This is a genomic window from Pseudomonas sp. BJa5 (assembly GCF_030272875.2).
Lineage (GTDB): Bacteria > Pseudomonadota > Gammaproteobacteria > Pseudomonadales > Pseudomonadaceae > Aquipseudomonas.
In genome coordinates, this window is the sequence record NZ_JALRNG020000018.1 from 26036 (window position 1) to 46702 (window position 20667).

At 64.9% G+C, this 20667-nt stretch carries 19 protein-coding genes; 4 read left to right on the plus strand and 15 right to left on the minus strand.

Annotated elements, in window-relative coordinates:
* Positions 1-22: 22 nt before the first annotated feature.
* The 7 genes from M2D63_RS12495 to M2D63_RS12525 form a co-directional block, all read right to left on the minus strand.
* Positions 23-577, minus strand: coding sequence for a phosphonate degradation HD-domain oxygenase (locus M2D63_RS12495; RefSeq protein ID WP_285863231.1), 555 nt, complete (start codon positions 575-577; stop codon positions 23-25).
* Between the two features lie 10 nt (positions 578-587).
* Positions 588-1715 (minus strand): TIGR03364 family FAD-dependent oxidoreductase, encoded by a 1128-nt coding sequence (locus M2D63_RS12500; RefSeq protein WP_285863232.1) that lies wholly within the window; start codon positions 1713-1715, stop codon positions 588-590.
* Between the two features lie 98 nt (positions 1716-1813).
* Positions 1814-2839 (minus strand): putative 2-aminoethylphosphonate ABC transporter substrate-binding protein, encoded by a 1026-nt coding sequence (locus tag M2D63_RS12505; RefSeq protein WP_285863233.1) that lies wholly within the window; start codon positions 2837-2839, stop codon positions 1814-1816.
* Positions 2840-2880: 41 nt separating this feature from the next.
* On the minus strand, positions 2881-4605 hold the full coding sequence (locus tag M2D63_RS12510) for a putative 2-aminoethylphosphonate ABC transporter permease subunit (protein ID WP_285863234.1): 1725 nt from the start codon (positions 4603-4605) through the stop codon (positions 2881-2883).
* Position 4606: 1 nt separating this feature from the next.
* A complete protein-coding gene (locus tag M2D63_RS12515) occupies positions 4607-5671 on the minus strand; it encodes a putative 2-aminoethylphosphonate ABC transporter ATP-binding protein (protein ID WP_285863235.1) in 1065 nt (354 codons plus the stop codon).
* 215 nt (positions 5672-5886) lie between these two features.
* The gene (locus M2D63_RS12520; protein WP_285863236.1) at positions 5887-6756 is read right to left on the minus strand and encodes a LysR family transcriptional regulator; all 870 of its coding nucleotides are present in this window, start codon (positions 6754-6756) and stop codon (positions 5887-5889) included.
* A 7-nt stretch (positions 6757-6763) separates the two neighbouring features.
* Positions 6764-9001 carry a heavy metal translocating P-type ATPase gene (locus tag M2D63_RS12525; RefSeq protein WP_285863237.1) on the minus strand — a complete coding sequence of 746 codons (2238 nt, stop codon included), beginning with the start codon at positions 8999-9001 and terminating at the stop codon, positions 6764-6766.
* 82 nt (positions 9002-9083) lie between these two features.
* On the opposite strand from M2D63_RS12525, the gene cadR reads away from it, so the two are divergent.
* A complete protein-coding gene (cadR, locus tag M2D63_RS12530) occupies positions 9084-9527 on the plus strand; it encodes a Cd(II)/Pb(II)-responsive transcriptional regulator (protein WP_285863238.1) in 444 nt (147 codons plus the stop codon).
* Positions 9528-9608: 81 nt separating this feature from the next.
* On the opposite strand, the gene M2D63_RS12535 is transcribed toward cadR, so the two are convergent.
* Genes M2D63_RS12535 through M2D63_RS12545 form a run of 3 tightly spaced genes read right to left on the minus strand, consistent with a single transcriptional unit; the run spans position 9609 to position 12235 of the window.
* The gene (locus M2D63_RS12535; RefSeq protein ID WP_285863239.1) at positions 9609-10580 is read right to left on the minus strand and encodes a thymidylate synthase; all 972 of its coding nucleotides are present in this window, start codon (positions 10578-10580) and stop codon (positions 9609-9611) included.
* A 48-nt stretch (positions 10581-10628) separates the two neighbouring features.
* On the minus strand, positions 10629-11438 hold the full coding sequence (gene lgt, locus M2D63_RS12540) for a prolipoprotein diacylglyceryl transferase (protein ID WP_285863240.1): 810 nt from the start codon (positions 11436-11438) through the stop codon (positions 10629-10631).
* A gap of 14 nt (positions 11439-11452) precedes the next feature.
* Positions 11453-12235: a sulfite exporter TauE/SafE family protein gene (locus M2D63_RS12545; RefSeq protein ID WP_285863241.1), complete on the minus strand. Its 783-nt coding sequence runs from the start codon at positions 12233-12235 to the stop codon at positions 11453-11455.
* Between the two features lie 128 nt (positions 12236-12363).
* Between M2D63_RS12545 and M2D63_RS12550 the strand changes: the two genes are divergently transcribed.
* Positions 12364-13110: an NRDE family protein gene (locus tag M2D63_RS12550; protein ID WP_285863242.1), complete on the plus strand. Its 747-nt coding sequence runs from the start codon at positions 12364-12366 to the stop codon at positions 13108-13110.
* A gap of 24 nt (positions 13111-13134) precedes the next feature.
* Here M2D63_RS12550 and ptsP read toward each other — a convergent pair whose 3' ends face one another.
* Positions 13135-15411: a phosphoenolpyruvate--protein phosphotransferase gene (ptsP, locus tag M2D63_RS12555; RefSeq protein ID WP_285863243.1), complete on the minus strand. Its 2277-nt coding sequence runs from the start codon at positions 15409-15411 to the stop codon at positions 13135-13137.
* Positions 15412-15433: 22 nt separating this feature from the next.
* A complete protein-coding gene (locus M2D63_RS12560; protein WP_010222140.1) occupies positions 15434-15913 on the minus strand; it encodes an RNA pyrophosphohydrolase in 480 nt (159 codons plus the stop codon).
* A 140-nt stretch (positions 15914-16053) separates the two neighbouring features.
* Here M2D63_RS12560 and M2D63_RS12565 point away from each other — a divergent pair, with 140 nt between their 5' ends.
* Positions 16054-16710 (plus strand): HAD family phosphatase, encoded by a 657-nt coding sequence (locus M2D63_RS12565; protein ID WP_285863244.1) that lies wholly within the window; start codon positions 16054-16056, stop codon positions 16708-16710.
* Positions 16711-16811: 101 nt separating this feature from the next.
* On the opposite strand, the gene M2D63_RS12570 is transcribed toward M2D63_RS12565, so the two are convergent.
* Both M2D63_RS12570 and ilvA read right to left on the minus strand, forming a co-directional pair.
* Positions 16812-17240 carry a DUF2269 domain-containing protein gene (locus M2D63_RS12570; protein WP_285863245.1) on the minus strand — a complete coding sequence of 143 codons (429 nt, stop codon included), beginning with the start codon at positions 17238-17240 and terminating at the stop codon, positions 16812-16814.
* 38 nt (positions 17241-17278) lie between these two features.
* Positions 17279-18793, minus strand: a complete 1515-nt coding sequence (ilvA, locus tag M2D63_RS12575) for a threonine ammonia-lyase, biosynthetic (protein ID WP_285863246.1) — start codon at positions 18791-18793, stop codon at positions 17279-17281.
* Between the two features lie 134 nt (positions 18794-18927).
* Here ilvA and rpiA point away from each other — a divergent pair, with 134 nt between their 5' ends.
* Positions 18928-19599 carry a ribose-5-phosphate isomerase RpiA gene (gene rpiA, locus M2D63_RS12580; RefSeq protein ID WP_285863247.1) on the plus strand — a complete coding sequence of 224 codons (672 nt, stop codon included), beginning with the start codon at positions 18928-18930 and terminating at the stop codon, positions 19597-19599.
* A 77-nt stretch (positions 19600-19676) separates the two neighbouring features.
* Here rpiA and M2D63_RS12585 read toward each other — a convergent pair whose 3' ends face one another.
* On the minus strand, positions 19677-20588 hold the full coding sequence (locus M2D63_RS12585; protein WP_285863248.1) for an SdiA-regulated domain-containing protein: 912 nt from the start codon (positions 20586-20588) through the stop codon (positions 19677-19679).
* Between the last annotated feature and the right edge of the window lie 79 nt (positions 20589-20667).

Genomic DNA, 20667 nt, shown 5'->3' on the forward strand with positions numbered 1-20667 from the left:
CCCCGCGATAAGGCCGCCACACTCAATGCAACAACGCCAGCGCCTTACCCTTGAGCAGCTCAAGGTCGATCACCGGCACATTCATCTCCTTGGCCAGCTCATCCCACTCACGCATGCGCAGGCTCACACTGCACAGCGGGTCGCGCTCGAAGGCATCGGCCTCGGCCTCGCTCATCACCCCGCCCTGGTATTCCAGGGTGCGACGGCTGGCTTCGCTCAGGCGCTGGTAGTAGCCGGGCTTGCGCAACGTCAGGTAGCGCTTGGCCTCGACGTGGTACTGCACCAAGGTCGCCAGGCGCTCGCTGAACCCGCAACGACGCAGGTAGTTGGCGCCAACCTGTTCGTGACTGACCACGCCGTAGCCGCCCATGTCACCTTCGGCGCCGCCGCAGATATGGCCGATGTCATGGAAAAACGCCGCCAGCACCACTTCATCGTCGTAGCCTTCGTCCAGCGCCAGTTGCGCCGCCTGGGACATGTGCTCCAGTTGCGACACCGGCTCGCCGATGTAGTCTTCATCACCATGGCGCTGGTACAGGGCAAAGATCTCGCTGACAACCTGTTCGGCCGTTCTCATTGTTATCCCCTCAGGTGTGTTCGTTGAACAGCCGGGCGATATGCCGCTCGGCCAGGGCCGGGCCGACGCTCATGCCGACGCCGCTGTGCATCAGTGCCGCACTGATGCCCGGCGCTACCTGCAGCAGCGAAAACGGCGCAGGCCCGCCAGAACCATAGACGCCTTGCCAGCGCTCGACCACCTCGATCCGACCGCCGAGGGTGTGCTCGGCCAGTTCGATCATCCAGTTGTCGACCTGCTCGGCATTGAAGGGTGAGGCATTGCTGCCATAGGCATGGGAGTCGCCGATGATCAGTTCGCCATGGGGCGTCGGGCTGATCAGCAGGTGGATGCCGTGCGCAAGCAAGTGTGGACTGTCGGCCTGCAACTGCGCCTTGAGGGCCTGGGCCTGGGGCAGGTCGGCGAAGGCGCCGTAGTGCACGCAGCTCAGGCCCGTGAGCAGGGCATGCTGCAAGTTCAGGGCGAAGCGTGGTCGGGCTCGCAGCATCTGCAAACGGCAGACCCGGGGTCGCAGCTCGGCGATGGGTTCGGCGAGCAGGGTCTGGTAGTCGTGCCCGGAGCAGACCACGATTTCTCCTGCGCTGAAGTCGCCGGCAGTGGTCGACAACCGGCCCGGCTCGATGCCTCGCGCCAGGGTGGAAAAATGGAACTCGACCTCCAGTTCCTGTTGCAGGAAGCGGATCAGGGTCGGGATGGCCTCGCGGGAATACAGTTGCTGGTCTTCCAGCCCGCGCAAGGCGGCGCGGTGATGGCGGAACTGGCCGCCGTACAGGTCATTGAGTGCGGCGCCGGACAGCAGCTCGACCTTGTAGCCATGGGTCACGGCGCGTTCGGCGCAGAAGGTTTCGAGCAGGTCCTGCTCAAGGGCCGTACGGGCGAACAGCAGCGAACCGTTGCTCTTGAGCTCGAAGCCGGCCTGGCGCGACCAGTGCGCCCAGATGCCGCGGCTGGCCCGGGCCAGGTCGAGCATCTCGCCCGGCGGCTGGCCGGTGACCAGGGCCTGGCCGAAGTTGCGCACCGAGGCGCCCAAAGGTGTGGCGCTGCGCTCGATGACACGCACCTTGAGCCCGCGCCGGGCGGCGGCATAGGCATGGGAGAGGCCGAGGATGCCGGCGCCGACCATCATTAAATCGTTCATGTGGCTCCCTTCCGTTTGGGGGGTGCCTTTATCGCGGGGCACGCCCGCTCCACCCGGGTGTAGGCGCGGGCTTGCCCCGCGATGAATGCAGCGCGGTCTTACTGCTGCGCCACCTTCTCCGACTTGCCGTCATAGCGCTGGCGCCATTCGGCCAGGATCTTGTCGCGGTTCTGCGAGGCCCAGGCGAAGTCGTTCTTGATCAGGCGCTGTTCGTAGTCGGCCGGCAGTTCGGTCTGCGGCTTGGCGATGCCCGGCTGGGCCAGCACGGCGAAGTTTTCCTTGTACAGCTCCATGGCCGCCGGGCTTGCCGAGAAGTCGGCCAGGCGCTTGGCGGCGTCTTCATGCTTGCTGCCCTTGAGCACGGCGGTGGCTTCGATCTCCCAGCCCAGGCCTTCCTTGGGCAGGACGATATCCAGCGGCGCACCCTGGCGCTTGAGCTGCACCGCCGGGTATTCGAAGGAAATACCGATCGGGAACTCGCCCGCGGCCGCCAGCTTGCACGGCTTGGAACCGGAGTGAACGTACTGGCCGATGTTCTGGTGCAGGTCGTCCATGTATTGCCAGCCCTGCTTGTCGCCGAAGGTCTGCAGCCAGGCGCTGACATCCAGGAAGCCGGTGCCGGAGGACGCCGGGTTGGGCATGACGATCTTGCCCTTGTACTCAGGCTTGGTCAGGTCCTGCCAGCTCACTGGCTTGGTCAGGCCCTGCTTCTCGGCTTCGATGGTGTTGAAGCAGATGGTCGCGGCCCACACGTCCATGCCGACCCAGGCCGGTGGGTTGGCGGCATCGCGGTAGTTGTTGCCGATCTTGTCCAGATCCTTGGGCGCATAGCGTTGCAGCATGCCCTGCTGGTCGAGGATCGCCAGGCTGGAGGCGGCCAGGCCCCACACCGCATCGGCCTGCGGGCGGTCTTTCTCGGCCAGCAGCTTGGCGGTGATGATGCCGGTGGAGTCGCGCACCCATTTGATCTCGATATCCGGGTTGGCTTTTTCGAAGGCCTGCTTGTAGCTCTTGAGCTGTTCGGCTTCAAGTGCGGTGTAGACCGTCAGCTGGGTGTCGGCGGCAGTGGCCTGCAGGCTGAACGCAGTGAGGACGGCAGCGGCAAGAGCAAGTGGCTTGAACATGATGCGGCTCCTTTGAACGGTACAGGGGGTGGGTAGGGCAATCAGTGACCCGGCGCGCGCTGGCGCCAGGCCTGGGAACGTTGCAGCAGGCCGCGCGAGGCCCAGGCCAGGAGCAGCGAGACACTCGCGCTGGTCAAAAGGATCAGGGTCGACATCGCCGCGGCGCCACCGACGTTGCCGGCGTCGTCCATGTTCAACACGGCGACGGCGGCGAGGATGGTGTCGGGGCTGTAGAGGAAGATCGCCGCCGACACCGTGGTCATCGCCGAGACGAACAGGTAGCGGATGATGTCCAGCAGCGCCGGCAGGCAGATCGGTACGGTGACCCGCAGAAAGTGCCGGTACAGCGGCGCCTTGAGCGACAGCGCGGCGGCCTCGAACTCGCCATCGAGCTGGCGCAGGGCGGTGGTCGCGGTCATCTGCGCGGTGGTCAGGTAGTGGGCGATGGTGCACACCACCAGCAGCGCCATGCTGCCGTAGAACACATGCAGGGGGTTGCTGGTCAGGTTGAAGAAGAACACGTAGCCCAGGCCCAGGACCAGGCCCGGCACCGCCATCGGCACGAAGCTGAGCAGGCGCAGCAGCAGGTTGAGCGCACGCTGGCCCTTGGTCTTCTCCATCAGGTAGGCGCCGGTGAAGATCACCGCACTGCCGATCAGGGCGGTGCCCAGGGCCATGGTCAGGCTGTTGCGATAGGCCAGCCAGCCGCCTCCTGCGGTTTCGTCGAACTGATAGTGCTTGAGCGACAGCGACAGGTTGTAGGGCCAGAACGTGACCAGCGACGAGTACACCGCCATGCCCACCACCAGCAGCAACACCGCGCACACCAGCAACACCAGGGCCATGAAGCAGGCATCGCGACGGCGCGAAGGCTGCGGCTGGAACACCTGGGCGCGGCCGCTCATGGCGTCGCCCTGGCGGCGACGCAGCCAGGCATCGACGGCAAAGCTGAGCAGCGCCGGCACCAGCAGCACCATGCCGATCAACGCACCACGACCGAACTGCTGCTGGCCGACCACGGCCTTGTAGGCTTCCAGCGCCAGCACCTGATAGTCGCCACCGACCACCACCGGCACACCGAAGTCGGTGATGGTCAGGGTGAACACCAGGCAGAAGGCCGCGAACACGGCTTGGCGGGTGGCCGGCCAGGTAATGCTGTGGAAGGCGCGCCAGGGGCCGGCGCCCATGCTCGAGGCAGCATCGAACAGGCGTGCATCGGCCAGCGACAGGGCCGAGAGCAGGATCATCAGGGCATGGGGAAAGGTGTAGATGGCCTCGCCGAGGACGATGCCCCAGAAGCCATAGATATTGTCGCTGAGCAGCCCGCGCAGCAGCCCCTGGTTGCCGAACAGGTACACCAGGGCAATGGCCGGCAGCATCGACGGCGCCAGCAACGGCAGCAGCGAGATGCCCCGCCACAGGCCCTTGGCCGGGATCAGCGTACGCTGCAGGGCGTAGGCGAACAGGTAGGCCAGCGGCACGACAATGGCCGCGACACTGAGCGACACCTTGAGGCTGTTGCCCAGCAGCCAGTGGAAGTTGGCGCTGGCGAACAACTCACGGGCGGCGACCAGGCCACCGCCCTGCCCGGCGTCACTGCTGAAGCCGCGCCAGAAGATCGCCAGCAGCGGCATCAGCACAGCGACGGTGAGCAGAAGCAGCAACAGCCACTTGCCGCCGACCACGAACAGTCGATCTCCCAGGGACACACCGGCGCGAGGTGCTGCCTTCGCGTGCGCGATCGGCATGGCGATTGGCGCGGCCATCTCAGGCAAACACCTGCAGGCTGCGCGGCGGCAGGGCCACCCAGATGTCCTGGGAGCCCAGGCGCGGCATGGATTCGGGGGCCACTTCGGCGAGCAGGGCATGGCCCGGCAGTTCGTTGAACTCGAAGCTCATCCGGCAGCGGTTGCCCAGGAAGGTGATCTCCCGCACCCGTGCCGGGAACAGGTTCTCCTCATGTACCGGCGGGTTGACGCTGATTGACTCGGGACGGCAGAACAGACGACCGCTGCGGGCCCCGCCGGCACCTTCGGCCAGGCGCATGTTCAAGGCTCCGACCTGGGCATGGCTGTCGCTGTGACGCTGGAATGGCAGCCAGTTGCCCTGGCCGACGAACTCGGCGACGAAGGGCGTGGCCGGCTTGTCGTAGATCTCCTGGGGCGTGGCGTACTGCTCAACCTGGCCATTGTTCATCACCGCGATGCGGTCGGCCATGAGCATGGCTTCGTCCTGGTTGTGGGTCACCATCAGGGTGGTGATGCCCAGCTGGCGCTGCAACTGGCGCAACTCGGTGCACAGGTGCTCGCGAACCCGGGCATCGAGGGCCGACATCGGCTCGTCGAGCAGCAGCAGCGAGGGTGCCGGTGCCAGGGCGCGGGCCAGGGCCACGCGCTGCTGTTGACCACCGGAGAGCTGGCCGGGGTATTTCTTCTCGCTGCCGGAGAGGCCAACCAGTTCGAGCATCTGCGCCACGCGCTGGCGCACTTCGTCGCGACCGCTGCCTGCCAGGCCGTAGGCGATGTTGGCCTCCACGGTCAGGTTGGGAAACAGCGCATAGGACTGGAACAGGATGCCGTAGTCGCGGGCCTGGGGCGGCAGTTCGGAAATGTCGCGCTCGCCAATGTAGAGGGTGCCACGGTCCTGGCGCTCGAGGCCGGCGATGCAGCGCAGCAGCGTGGTCTTGCCGCAACCGGACGGGCCGAGCAGGCACACCAGTTCACCGGCGGCGATGTCGAGGGAGACATCCTGCAGGGCGGTGAAGGCGCCGAAACGCTTGTGGATACCGCGCACCTTCATCTGTGCGCCTGGGTTTGCGACCGGAGTGTTCATGGCAAGACCTCATCGAGCGGATGCAGGTCATGCTAGGGAGGCATTGCGAAGGTTCTGTGGCTGGAAAGCAAAAGCTGCCGATAGTGGTATAGGCAGATTTGGGTGTGGTCGGGGTTGGCAAGGCTGCGCCTTGCATCGCAGGCTTCGCCTGCTCCCACAGGGGACGGTGCAGGTGGAACCCTTGTGGGAGCTGGCGAAGCCTGCGGTACGGCTGGTTAGATTTCGACCGCCGCCACTTCCTGCGCCAGGCCCAGGAAGGCTGCTGGCAAGCGCGCCTGGCGCCGCTCCTTCAGGCAATACAGGTACTCATGCATCAGCGGCGCATTCTCCAGGCTCAATACCCGCAGCTCAGGGTTATGCGGCACTTCATGGCGGGCAATGATGCTGATGCCGATGTTGCGCAACACCGCTTCGCGAATCGACTCGCGGCTGCCGATCTCCAGGATAGAGCCGACCTTGACCCCGGCCTGCTCGAGCATCTGCTCGGTCAGCTTGCGTGTGGTCGAACCCTGCTCGCGCACGAGCAGGCAATGCCCGGCCAGTGCCGACAGCGGCAAGCACTCACGATTGGCCAACGGATGATTGCGATGCACTGCCACCACCAGCGGATCGGTACCCAGCACCCGGCGCACCAGGCGGGCGTCTTCAAGCAGCTGCGAGGACGCGGCCAGGTCCACCCGGTAGTCCTCCAGCAACTCCAGCACCTGCTGGGAGTTGCCGATCTCCACCGACACCTCCACCTGCGGCAGGCGCTCGCGAAAGATCTTCACCAGGTCGAGGATGTAATACGGCGCCGTGGCGGCGATGCGCAAACTGCCCTGGGCCTGGCCGCTGTTGCGCAGGAAGAACTCGATGTCGGCTTCCTGCTGCAGCAGGGTCTTGACCATCGGCAGCAGCCGCGCGCCGTCGTCGCTCAAGGTCAGGCGCCGGCCACCCCGGTAGAACAGCTCCACCGCGTACTGGCTTTCCAGGTTGCGGATCTGGGTGGTGACCGTCGGCTGGCTGAGCCCGAGTTTCTTCGCCGCCAGGGTGATGCTGCCCAGGCGGGCAACCATGTAGAAGGCTTTCAACTCGGAACTCAACATACATCCTCTATTTTCGCAGCAGGCGCAGGCCGTTGAAGACCACCAGCAAGCTCACGCCCATGTCGGCGAACACCGCCATCCACATGGTTGCCATCCCGGCGAAGGTGATCGCCAGGAAGATCGCCTTGATCCCCAGCGCCAGCACGATGTTCTGGGTCAGGATCGCCGCACTCTGGCGCGAGAGCCTGACGAAGGCCGGGATTTTGCGCAAGTCATCATCCATCAGCGCCACGTCGGCCGTCTCGATGGCGGTGTCGGTACCGGCGGCGGCCATGGCGAAACCGATCTCGGCACGGGCCAATGCCGGCGCGTCGTTGATGCCGTCGCCCACCATGCCGACCCGGTGACCCTGGGCGTACAGGTCTTCGATGGTGTTGAGTTTGTCGGCCGGCAGCAGGTTGCCCCGGGCCTGGTCGATACCCACCTGGGCGGCGATGGCCTGGGCCGTGTGCGGATTGTCGCCGGTGAGCATGACAGTCTTGATACCCAGCGCATGCAGCTCGGCAATCGCCTCGCGGCTGCTGTCCTTGACCGTGTCGGCCACGGCGAACAGCGCCAGCGGGCCGGAACTGTCGAGCAGCAGCACCACGGTCTTGCCCTGACGCTCCAGTTCATCGAGCCGGGCCTCAAGCTCGGGCGAGCACAGGCCCAGTTCTTCGACCAGGCGATGGTTGCCCAGGTGGTACAGCTGACCGTCGATTTCACCGCGTACGCCGCGACCGGCCAGGGCTTCGAACGCCGTGACTTCGCTCAGGGCCAGTTGCTGCTCACCGGCGAACACGGCAATGGCGCGCGACACCGGGTGATCGGAGCGCTCGGCCAGGCTCGCGGCCAGGGCCTGGGCGCGGCCTTCGAACAGCGGTTCGAGGACCACATGGTCGGTCTGCACCGGCTTGCCGTGGGTGAGGGTACCGGTCTTGTCCAGGGCCAGGAAGTCGAGTTTGCGCCCGCCTTCGAGGTACACCCCGCCCTTGACCAGGATGCCTTTGCGCGCCGCCGCGGCCAGGCCGCTGACAATGGTCACCGGGGTGGAAATCACCAGGGCGCACGGGCAGGCCACCACCAGCAACACCAGGGCGCGATAGATCCAGTCGAACCAGGCACCGCCCATGAACAGCGGTGGAATCACTGCCACCGCCAGGGCAAAGGCGAACACCGCCGGGGTGTAGATGCGCGAGAACTGATCGACGAAGCGCTGGGTCGGCGCCCGCGCGCCCTGGGCCTCTTCCACCGCCTTGATGATCCGCGCCAGGGTCGACTGCCCGGCCGCGGCCGTCACCCGGTATTCCAGGGCGCCGGCCTGGTTGATGGTGCCGGCGAATACCTTGTCGCCCGGGCCCTTCTCCACCGGCAGGCTCTCGCCGGTGATCGGCGCCTGGTCGATGCTCGACTGGCCACTGACCACCTCGCCGTCCAGGCCGATACGTTCGCCCGGGCGTACCCGCACCAGGGCGCCGAGGGCGACCTGCCTGACGTCGATCTCGCGCCACTGGCCGTCGGCCTGCTGCACCGTGGCCAGGTCCGGGCTCAACTGCATCAGGCCACCGATGGCGTTGCGCGCACGGTCCAGCGAACGCGCCTCGATCAGCTCAGCCACGGTGAAGAGGAACATGACCATGGCCGCTTCCGGCCACTGGCCGATCAGCACCGCACCGGTCACGGCGATGCTCATCAGCGCATTGATATTGAGGTTGCGGTTCTTCAGGGCGATCCAGCCCTTCTTGTAGGTACCCAGCCCGCACCCGAGGATCGACACCAGGGCTACCATCGCCACCACCCACTCCGGCGCCAGCGCGGCGAAGTGAATGACCTCGGCAGCCACGGCGGCAACGCCCGCCAGGGCCAGCGGCCACCAGTGTTTTTTCGCAGGAGTGGGCGTTGGGAGGGATTCTTCGCTGGCCTCGCTCAAGGGCTCGGCCTGCATGCCCAGCGAGGCCACGGCCTGCTCGATGACCCGGGTGTCGGCGTGGGTATGGTGCACGCCGAGGATGCGGTTGATCAGGTTGAATTCCAGCTGCTCGACGCCCGCCAGTTTGCCCAGCTTGTTCTGGATCAGGGTCTGCTCGGTCGGGCAGTCCATGGCCTCGATGCGAAAACGGCTCAGGCGCGCATTGCCGCTGCGCGCTTCAGTCAACTGCACCAGGGCCGGTGCTGTGTCGTGGGCGCAGCAACTGTGGGCGTGGGCATGGCCGTGGTCATGATCGTGGGGTTCGTTACCCGGGGTATGGCTGACAGGCTGGTTCATGGGTTCATCCCTAAATGTCCTGTTGCCAAGTGAACACCCTGTAGCCACTATAGGGTCAAGCCACCTGTCGAGGTATTTGCAGATGAAGATCGGAGAACTGGCCAAGGCCACCGACTGCGCCGTGGAAACCATCCGCTACTACGAGCGCGAAGGCCTGCTGCCGGAACCTGCGCGCAGCGAGGGCAACTACCGGCTGTACACCCAGGCCCACGTCGAGCGCCTGACCTTCATCCGCAACTGCCGCACCCTGGACATGACCCTGGATGAAATCCGCAGCCTGCTGCGCCTGCGCGACAGCCCGGAGGACCAGTGCGAGAGTGTCAACGCCCTGATCGACGAGCATATCGAGCACGTACAGGCGCGAATCGATGGTTTACAGGCCTTGCAGGCGCAACTGCTGGAACTGCGCCAGCACTGCCACCTCAAGGAGGTGCAGTGCTCGATCCTGCAGCATCTGGAAGTGAACGGTGCGGTGACGGCGCCGGAGGCGGAGCCTTCGCATGTGGGCAGGAGCCACGGGCACTGAGCTGTAGGAGCGGGCTTGCCCCGCGATGCGGTGTGACCGGCTAACCGCTATCGCGGGGCAAGCCCGCTCCCACCGCGTAATTCAGACCGCCATGGGCGCGGTCATCGGCGCGTGGTGCTCGTAGCCTTCGAGGCTGAAGTCGCTCGGCTCGATCTTCTCCAGCCACTCCGGCTCGTACTTGCCGGTCTTGGCGAAGTCCGGCACCCGGTCACTGATCACCAGCTTCGGCGCTTCCAGCGGCTCACGCTTGAGCTGCTCGTTAAGCATGTCCAGGTGGTTCTCGTAGACATGCGCGTCACCGATGAAATAGGTGAACCAGCGCGGCGTGTAGCCGGTCAGGCGGCCGAACAGCGACAGCAGCGCCGCGCCTTCGGTGAGGTTGAACGGTGTGCCCAGGCCCAGATCGTTGGAGCGGATGTAGAGGGTCAGGGAGATTTCCCTGGTCTCGACATTCGGGTGGAACTGGTACAGCAGGTGGCACGGCGGTAGGGCCATTTCGTCGAGCTGGGCGCAGTTCCAGCCGTGGAACAGGATGCGCCGGCTGCCCGGGTCGTTGGCGATGGTGTCCAGGCACTGGCGCACCTGGTCGATGGCCTTGTACAGGATGACGAAGGCCTGGCCGTCTTCCTCGTCCTGGGCGATCTTGCGAAAGCCTTGTTTTTCGGCCATTTCGATGGCCGCCGGGTTGCTCAGCGGGATGCGCTTGTAACCCGGCCACTGGCGCCACTGCACGCCGTAGATCTCGCCGAGGTCGTCATGCCCCTGGCGGAACGGGTTGGCCAGCCACTGGGCGTTTTCGTTGGCGTTCTGGTCCCAGACCTTGCAGCCCAGCTCGCGGAATTCACCGGCGTTCTTCACCCCGCGCAAAAAGCCGACCATCTCGCCGATCGCCGACTTGAACGCCAGCTTGCGCGTGGTGATGGCCGGAAAGCCTTTCTGCAGGTCGAAGCGCAGCATGGCGCCGGGCAGGCTGATGGTGCGGATACCGGTACGGTTGCCCTGCAGGGTGCCGTTTTCGATAACGTCGCGGACCAGATCGAGATACTGTTTCATGGCTTACCTGTAACAAAGACGGCAGGGGGATCGCCCCTGCCGTGGAAATCAAGCGGCGGCCTTGGCCGTCGGTGTGCGGTGGTAGGCCCACCAGATCAGGCCGATGCCGCCGAGGATCATCGGCACGCACAGCAGCTGGCCCATGGTCAGCCAGCCGAAGGCGATGTAACCCAGCTGGGCGTCCGGCACCCGTACGAATTCGACGATGAAGCGGAAGATACCGTAGAACAGGGCGAACATCCCGGAGATGGCCATGGTCGGACGGGGCTTGCGCGAGTACAGCCAGAGAATCAGGAATAATGCCACACCTTCCAGGGCGAACTGGTACAGCTGCGACGGATGACGCGGCAACTGGGCCGGATCGCTGAACGGCGGAAAGACCATGGCCCAGGGCACGTCGGTGGCCTTGCCCCACAGTTCGGCGTTGATGAAGTTGCCGATGCGCCCGGCGCCCAGGCCGATCGGCACCAGCGGCGCGACGAAGTCCATCAGCTCGAAGAACGACTTGTTGTTGCGCTTGCCGAACCACAGCGCTGCCAGCATCACGCCGATGAAGCCGCCGTGGAACGACATGCCGCCCTTCCACACTTCGAAGATCAGCGCCGGGTTGGCCAGGTAGGCGTGCAGGTCATAGAACAGTACATAACCCAGGCGTCCGCCGACGATCACCCCCATCGACAACCAGAACACCAGGTCGGACAGCTTCTCCCGGGTCCAGGTCGGATCGAAGCGCTCCAGGCGCCGCGAGGCCAGCAGCCAGGCACCGCCGATACCGACCAGGTACATCAGGCCATACCAATGGATTTTCAACGGTCCCAGGGCAATGGCCACGGGATCGATCTGCGGGTAAGGCAGCATGGTGACTCCTCTCGTTAAAGCAGAAAGCTTAGGCCGACGCAGAACAACAGCGCGGCGAACAGGCGCTTGAGCAGGCGTGGCGACAAGGTGTGCGCCAGGCGCGCGCCGAAGCGGGCAAAAAACATGCTGGTCAGGGCAATCCCCAGCAGCGCGGGCAGGTACACGAAGCCCAGGCTATGCGCCGGCAGGTGCGGGTCGTGCCAGCCCAGCCAGATGAAACTCAGGGCGCTGGCCACCGCAATCGGGAAGCCGCAGGCCGAGGACGTGGCCACCGCCTGCTGCATCGGCAGGCTGCGCCAGGTCAGGAACGGCACGGTCAGCGAACCACCACCGATGCCGAAGATCGCCGACGCCCAGCCGATCACGCTACCGGCAGCGGTCAGCCCGGTTTTGCCGGGTATGCTGCGGCTGGCCTTGGGCTTGAGGTCCAGGGCCATCTGCACGGCGATGATCAGGGCGAACACGCCGATGATCTTCTGCAGCATCGGCCCCTGGATCGCCGAGGCGGTCTTGGCGCCGATGCCGGCACCGACCAGGATGCCCAGCGTCATCCAGACGAAGATCGGCCACTGCACCGCACCCTTGCGGTGGTGCTCGCGGATGGCATTGACCGAGGTGAAGACAATGGTCGCCAGGGACGTTCCCACCGCCAGGTGGGTCAATACCGAGGCATCGAAGCCCTGCACGGTGAAACTGAACACCAGCACCGGCACGATGATGATGCCACCGCCAACCCCGAACAGCCCGGCCAGCACGCCTGCACAGGCGCCCAGCAGCAGATAGAGCACGAATTCCATTGTCGCCCCCGTAAATTCAGTCCGGCATGGTAACGGAAGGTAGGCCTGCGGCTCTAGTGAAGACACATTAAGTCGATGGATCGGCCGGCACGCTTTGGTAGAGTGGGCGAAAACACAGAGGCCCACCTATGTGCCTGATCGTCTTTGCCTGGCGGCCCGGGCATGCCCAGCCGCTGATCGTCGCGGCCAACCGCGATGAGTTCTATGCCCGCCCCAGCCGTATGCTCGCGGCCTGGGACGATGCCCCGGGCGTCTACGCCGGGCGCGACCTGGAAGCCGGCGGCACCTGGCTGGGCGTCGGCCCGCAAGGCCGCTTTGCCGCACTGACCAATATCCGCGACCCGCAGCAGCCGGTGGGCGCGCGTTCGCGCGGCGAGCTGGTGGCGGCGTTCCTGCGCGGTGAACTGGGCGTGGAGGCCTATCTCGACCAGGTGGCCAGTCGCAGCCAGCAGTATTCGGGGTTCAACCTGCTGGTGGGCGACAGCCGCCAGCTGGGCTACCTGAACGCCCGCAATGCGGGTGCGCAGCTGCTGGGCGAAGGTGTCTACGGGCTGTCCAATGCCGGGCTGGATACGCCCTGGCCAAAGCTGGTGAAGGCCCGTGCCGGGCTCAAGCAGCACCTGGCCGATCCGCAACCGGACAGATTGCTGGCGCTACTGGGCGATAACCTGCAAGCGGCGGATGGCGAGCTGCCGGAAACCGGCGTGGGGCTGAGTACCGAGCGGTTGCTGTCGAGCGTGTTCATCGCCAGCCAGAACTACGGGACGCGGGCCAGCACGGTGCTGATCGTCGAGGCCGACGGTCGGCGGCGGCTGGTCGAGCGCAGTTTCGGGCCGTTCGGGGGGCATCTGGGGGAAGTGGACCTGCAGGTTTGACGTCATCGCGGGGCAAGCCCGCTCCTACAGGTTCTTGGACCCCGGGTTGATCATCCGTGCCAGCCCCAGGTTCTTCAGGGCCAGTTGCAGCGAACTGTGGATAACTTGCGGGTTGTCGATGCCCATGGCCTGGTCCAGCAGTTCCTTGGATTTGCCCAGGCTCACCTGGCGCAGCATCCATTTCACCTTCGGCAGGTTGGTGGCGTTCATCGACAAGCTGTCGAAGCCCATGGCCATGAGCAGCACCGCCGCCGCCGGGTCACCGGCCATCTCGCCGCAGATACTCACCGGCTTGCCTTCGGCATGGGCGTCGCGCACCACGGTCTGCAAGGCTTGCAGCACCGCCGGGTGCAGGTAGTCGTAGAGGTCGGCGACCCGCGGGTTGTTGCGGTCCACCGCCAGCAGGTACTGGGTCAGGTCGTTGGAGCCGACCGAGAGGAAGTCCACCTGGCGGGCCAGCTCGCGGGTCTGGTACACCGCGGCCGGGATTTCGATCATCACCCCTACCGGCGGCATCGGCACGTCGGTGCCTTCGTCGCGCACTTCGCCCCAGGCCCGGTGGATCAGGTGCAGGGCTTCTTCCAGCTCGTGGATACCGGAAATCATCGGCAGCAGGATGCGCAGGTTGTTCAGGCCTTCGCTGGCCTTGAGCATGGCACGGGTCTGCACCAGGAAGATTTCCGGGTGGTCGAGGGTCACGCGGATACCGCGCCAGCCAAGGAAGGGGTTGTCTTCCTTGATCGGGAAATACGACAGCGCCTTGTCGCCGCCGATGTCCAGGCTGCGCATGGTCACCGGCAGGGGGTGGAAGGCCGCCAGCTGCTCGCGGTAGATCGCCAGCTGTTCCTTCTCGCTGGGGAAGCGCTGGTTGATCATGAACGGTACTTCGGTGCGGTACAGCCCCACACCTTCGGCGCCACGCTGCTGGGCGCGGGCGACATCGGCCAGCAGGCCGGTGTTGACCCACAGCGGCATGCGGTGGCCATCGAGGGTGATGCACGGCAGTTCGCGCAGCGCATCCAGGCCCTGGGCCAGCTGGCGCTCCTCCTCGACCACCTCGGCGTACTGCTTGCGCATTACATCGCTGGGGTTGGTGTAGACGTCGCCCTTGTAGCCATCGACGATCATTTCGATGCCGTCGACCTTCGAGTACGGCAGGTCGACCAGGCCCATCACCGTGGGGATGCCCATGGCCCGGGCCAGGATCGCTACGTGGGAGTTGCCTGAGCCGAGTACCGACACCAGGCCCGCCAGCTTGCCTTCCGGCACTTCGCCGAGCATGGCCGGGGTCAGCTCCTCGCTGACCAGGATGGTGTTGTCCGGATACACCAGGGTCTGCTGCCGGGCCTCCTGCAGATAGGCCAGCAGGCGCCGGCCCAGGTCCTTCACATCCGAGGCCCGCTCGCGCAGGTAGGCGTCGTCCATCAGCTCGAAGCGGTTGACGTGCTCGCCCACCACCTGGCGCAAGGCGCCCTGGGCCCACTGGCCAGTCTTGATCACCTGCACCACTTCACCGCCCAGGGCGGCGTCGTCGAGCATCATCAGGTAGACGTCGAACAGCGCGCGCTCTTCCGGGCGCAACTGGGTGGCGAGCTTGGCGGAGAGGTTGCGCATGTCGTCGCGCACCCCTTCCAGGGCGGTGTTGAACAGTTTGAGCTCGGCGTCGATGTCATCGACGCTCTTGTCCGGCACCACGTCGAGGTCGGCCGGTGGCAGCATGACCACCGCCTTGCCTACCGCTGCGCCGGGCGAACCGGGTACGCCGACGAACTTGGCCTCCTGGATACCCTTGCCCTGACGGCCCAGGCCACGAATCGAACCTGTGGCCTCGGCATGGGCGATAACGCCGGCCAGCTGGGCGCTCATGGTCACCAGGAAGGCTTCCTCGCCTTCGTCGAACTGGCGCCGCTCCTTCTGCTGGATGACCAGTACCCCGACCACACGCCGGTGGTGGATGATCGGCGCGCCGAGGAACGAGGCGAAACGCTCTTCACCGGTTTCGGCGAAGTAGCGATAGCGCGGGTGGTCGGCGGCGTTTTCCAGGTTCAGCGGTTCTTCGCGGGTACCGACCAGGCCGACCAGACCCTCGTTGGGGGCCATGCTGACCTTGCCGATCGAGCGTTTGTTCAGGCCCTCGGTGGCCATCAGGACGAAACGGTTGGTCTCGGGGTCGAGCAGGTACACCGAGCAGACCTGGCTGCCCATGGCCTCTTTGACGCGCAACACAATGATCCCCAACGCCGTCTTGAGATCCTTGGCGGAGTTAACTTCCTGGACGATCTTGCGCAGCGTATTGAGCATGGCTCGGGGTCGAACTCCGTCGTCAGTCGCGCGCCAGCAGGCGCGGGGCAAGCTCTTTGAGAGCGCGGCGGTAAACCTCGCGCTTGAATGTCACCACCTGGCCCAGCGGGTACCAATAACTGACCCAGCGCCAGCCATCGAACTCCGGCTTGCCGGTCAGGTCCATCCGCACCCGCTGCTCGTTGGAGACCAGGCGCAGGAGAAACCATTTCTGCTTCTGGCCGATGCACAGCGGTTGGCTGTGGGTACGGACCAGGCGTTGGGGTAAACGATAACGCAACCAGCCGCGGGTGCAGGCAAGAATTTCAACATCATCGCGCTCCAGCCCCACTTCTTCGTTCAGCTCGCGGTACAGGGCATCTTCCGGCGTCTCTTCGGGGTTGATACCCCCTTGTGGAAACTGCCAGGCATCCTGGTTGATCCGTCGAGCCCATAGCACCTGCCCAAGATCATTCGTCAGAATGATCCCGACATTGGGGCGAAAACCATCGGGGTCGATCACGGCAGCAACCTCGCAAACGCATGTCACGGCATTGTTCCATAAAGGTCACAAGGCCAGCAACGCGCCTGTTTACCTTATGTGCACCGATGTGAAAAGTCCGTATTCTGTGGGACTTTTCAGATGTTATGCGAGTGACTGCAATGCGCCTGGCTTTATTCGATCTGGACAATACCCTCCTTGGCGGCGACAGCGACCACGCCTGGGGTGACTACCTGTGCGAACGCGGCATTCTCGACCCGGTGGCCTACAAGAACCGCAACGACGAGTTCTACCAGGACTACCTGGCCGGCAAGCTGGACCTGAACGCCTACCTGGAATTCACCCTGGAAATCCTGGCCAACACCGAAATGGCCCAGCTCGACGAATGGCATCGCGACTTCATGCGCGACTGCGTCGAGCCGATTGTCCAGCCCAAGGCCCTGGCCCTGCTGCAAAAGCACCGCGATGCCGGCGACAAGCTGGTGATCATCACCGCGACCAACCGTTTCATTACCGGCCCCATCGCCAAGCGCCTGGGGGTCGAAACCCTCCTGGCCACCGAATGCGAAATGGTCGACGGCCGCTATACCGGTCGCAGTACCGGTATACATTGCTTCCGTGAAGGCAAGGTGACGCGCCTGAACAACTGGCTGGAAGAAAACCACTTCAACCTGGAAGACAGCTACTTCTATAGCGATTCGATGAATGACCTGCCGCTGCTGGAGCAGGTGGCCAATCCTGTCGCCGTCGATCCGGACCCGAACCTGCGTGCCGAAGCCGAGAAGCGTGGCTGGCCGGTGATCAGCCTGCGCGATTGATTGCCCCTGTGGGAGCGGGCTTGCCCCGCGATCGCGGCGTGTCAGACAGACCGCTATCGCGGGGCAAGCCCGCTCCTACAAGAGCAGTTCAATGATGCCCGTCAGACCGGCTTGGCGCCCATCAGCCCGGCAATGGCGATAAAGCACACACCGCTGAACACCGCCAGGGCCAGGGTGAACTTCGGGTTACCCTGCGTCGGCGCCGTGCGCAGGCGATTGACCCGCGCCGCCAGCCAGAACCAGCTGAACGCGCCGAAGGTGTAGATCACGCTGGAGGCCAGCACCCAGGTCTGGCCCAGCGGCCAGCCGATCAGGTGCACCAGCCACCAGCCGGTGAACGGCATGCTCACCAGGCTCACCCCCATCAACAACCAGACGAACACCAGCGGCCGCTTCATCAGTCGGGTGTGCGCGCTGGCATCGCCCTTGCGCCGCGCCAGCCAGGTCCAGACTGCAAGGCCCAGGGCACTGCCGAGCAACAGCACGGTAGCCAGGATGTGCAGGGTTTTGAGCGTGGTCAGGTATTCCATGTCATTGCTTCCTTGGGGACTGGACTGAGCTTAGCCGCTCAGCCCAGGAACAAGCGGTACGCCGGGTTGTCGGTTTCGTCCCAGTAGGGATAGCCGATCTTGGCCAGGGCCGCCGGCACCAGGTGGCGCTCATCATCCGGAACCTGCAGGCCGGCGACCACGCGACCATCGGCCGCACCGTGGTTGCGGTAATGGAACATCGAGATGTTCCAGCGCCCGCCCAGCTTGTTGAGGAAGTTGAACAGCGCGCCCGGACGCTCGGGAAACTCGAAGCGCAGCACCAGCTCGTCGCTGACCCGCGCCGCGTGGCCGCCGACCATGTGGCGGATGTGCAGCTTGGCCAGTTCGTTGTCGGTCAGGTCCAGCACCGGGAAGCCCTTCTCGGTCAGGCCCTGCACCAGGGCGCTGCGCGGGTCGGTGTCCGGGTGGGTCTGCACGCCGACGAAGATGTGTGCCTCGCCGTCAGCGTGGTAGCGATAGTTGAACTCGGTGATCTGACGCTTGCCGATGGCTTCGCAGAACGCCTTGAAGCTGCCCGGCTGCTCGGGAATGGTCACGGCAATGATCGCTTCGCGACCTTCGCCCAGTTCGGCCCGCTCGGCGACATGGCGCAGGCGGTCGAAGTTGACGTTGGCGCCGGAGTCGATGGCCACCAGGGTCTGGCCGCCGACACCCCTGAGCTCGACGTACTTCTTGATGCCCGCCACGCCCAGGGCGCCGGCAGGTTCGGTGATCGAGCGGGTATCGTCGTAGATATCCTTGATGGCGGCACAGATTTCATCGGTACTGACGGTCACCACCTCATCGACATAGGTCTTGCAGATGTCGAAGGTATGCTGGCCGATCTGCGCCACCGCCACGCCGTCGGCAAACAGCCCGACCTGCGGCAGCACCACCCGTTCGCCCGCGGCCATGGCCGCCTGCAGACAATTGGAGTCATCCGGCTCGACGCCAATTACCTTGATTTCCGGGCGCAGGTATTTGACGTAGGCGGCAATCCCGGCGATCAGCCCGCCGCCACCGACCGGAACGAAGATCGCATCCAGCTGGCCCGGGTGCTGGCGCAGGATCTCCATGGCCACGGTGCCCTGCCCGGCAATGGTGTGCGGATCGTCGTAGGGATGGATATAGACGAAGCCCTTTTCCTCGACCAGTTTCAGCGAATAGGCCAGCGCCTCGGGGAAGGAGTCGCCGTGCAGCACCACCTTGCCGCCGCGCGAACGCACACCTTCGACCTTGATCTCCGGGGTGGTCTTGGGCATCACGATGGTCGCCTTGATCCCCAGTTCCCGTGCCGCCAGGGCCACGCCCTGGGCATGGTTGCCGGCCGAGGCGGTGACCACGCCACGGGCCAGCTCTTCGGCCGTCAGCTGCGCCAGCTTGTTGTAGGCGCCACGGATCTTGAACGAGAAGACCGGCTGCAGGTCCTCGCGCTTGAGCAGGATGTTGTTGCCCAGGCGCTTGCTCAACTGGCCGGCGGTCTGCAGCGGGGTTTCGACCGCAACGTCGTAAACGCGCGAGGTGAGGATCTTCTTGACGTACTGTTCGAGCATCGGGAAAGCATCACTGGGCGGTTGGGCGGGCCTGGCAGTCTACCCCAGCGCCCTGTCGGGCGACCACAGCAAGACCCGGCTTTTAGCCGCTATACTACGCGCCTTCACGATACTCCTCCCGCTTCGGAGCCCGCATGACCCAGGACCAACTCAAACAGGCTGTCGCCCAGGCCGCTGTCGATTTCATTCTGCCCAAGCTCGACGACAAGAGCATCGTCGGCGTCGGCACCGGTTCGACCGCCAACTGCTTCATCGACGCCCTGGCCAAGCACAAGACCGCCTTCGACGGCGCGGTCGCCAGCTCCGAAGCCACCGCTGCACGCCTGAAGGGCCACGGCATTCCGGTCTATGAGCTGAACACCGTCAGCGAGCTGGAGTTCTATGTCGACGGTGCCGACGAAAGCGACGCGCACCTGAACCTGATCAAGGGCGGTGGCGCCGCCCTGACCCGCGAGAAGATCGTCGCCGCCGTGGCCAAGACCTTCATCTGCATCGCCGATGCCAGCAAGCTGGTGCCGGTGCTGGGCGCCTTCCCGCTGCCAGTCGAAGTGATCCCCATGGCCCGCAGCCATGTGGCGCGCCAGCTGGTCAAGCTGGGCGGCGACCCGGTCTATCGCGAGGGCGTGATTACCGACAACGGCAACATCATCCTCGACGTGCACAACCTGCAGATCACCAACCCGGTGGAACTGGAAAGCCAGATCAATGCCATCGTCGGCGTGGTCACCAACGGCCTGTTCGCGGCGCGTCCGGCCGACTTGCTGCTGCTGGGCACCGCGGAAGGCGTGAAAACCCTCAAGGCATGATGCTTGCCCTATCGCCGGCTATGCCGGCTCCCACAACGGCAACCTTGTGGGAGCTGGCGTAGCCGGCGATAAGGGACCTATTCGGTCGGCTTCCTGAACACGTAGAACAGGTTCGGCTCGCTGACCAGGTAGATGGTCCCGGCATCGTCCATGGCGATGCCCTCGGCCTGGGGCACGCTCTTCTCCAGCCCCTGGAAGCCCTTGCGCAGCGACAGCGTGCTCAAGGGCCTGCCCTTGGTGTCGAGCTCCACCACCAGCTTCGACTCATCCGACAGCGCCAGCAAATGGCCGCTGCGCTCATCGAACTGCAAACTCGACAGGTCACGCACGAACAAGCGTGAATCGCGCTTGCGGTCCTGCACTACATGCACCGCGTAAGGTTGCTCCGGGTTGTCATGGGGAAAGCCATGCACCTCGTAGATCAACATCGGGTCGCGCTCCTTGGCGACGAACAGGCGCTTGCCCGCCGAGTCGAAGGCCAGCCCTTCGAAACCCTTGTTGCCGTTCAGGCCGATGCCCAGGGTCAGCTGCTCGGCGTCCTTGGCGTCGAGAAAGCGTGTGTTGTCGGTGAGGCGCACACGAATCAACCGCTGCTCGCGCTCGTCGGTGATCACATAGCTGCCAGGGCTGACGTACTCCATCGCCTCGGGATCGCCGAAGCCGGTAAGGGGCACCCGCCGCAGGATACGACCGTCCAGGGACAGCTCGATCAGCTCCGAGCGCGCGTTGGTCACGGTAAACAGACTGTTGCGGTCGGGATCGAAGGTCAGCGCGGAAAGGTCGTCATCAAGGCCTTCGATAGGCTTTGCCTCCAGCACCACACGGTACTGGTCAAGGCCCATGCTCTGTTCGGATGGCTGCCACCAGGTCTTGAGGTTGAACCAGCCGCGCTCGTACAAGCGGTAGTGTTGCCCGGCCACGGCAAGCACGAGCAGGGCAATCAGGCTGACAGCCAGGGCAATCAGGGGCAGGCGAACATAGCGGCGCATTCAGGAGGGACTCGGTAGATGACGGCCTGAATCAAACCACATTCAACTGAAGCCAAGCTTAATCCTGACGTGGGAACAC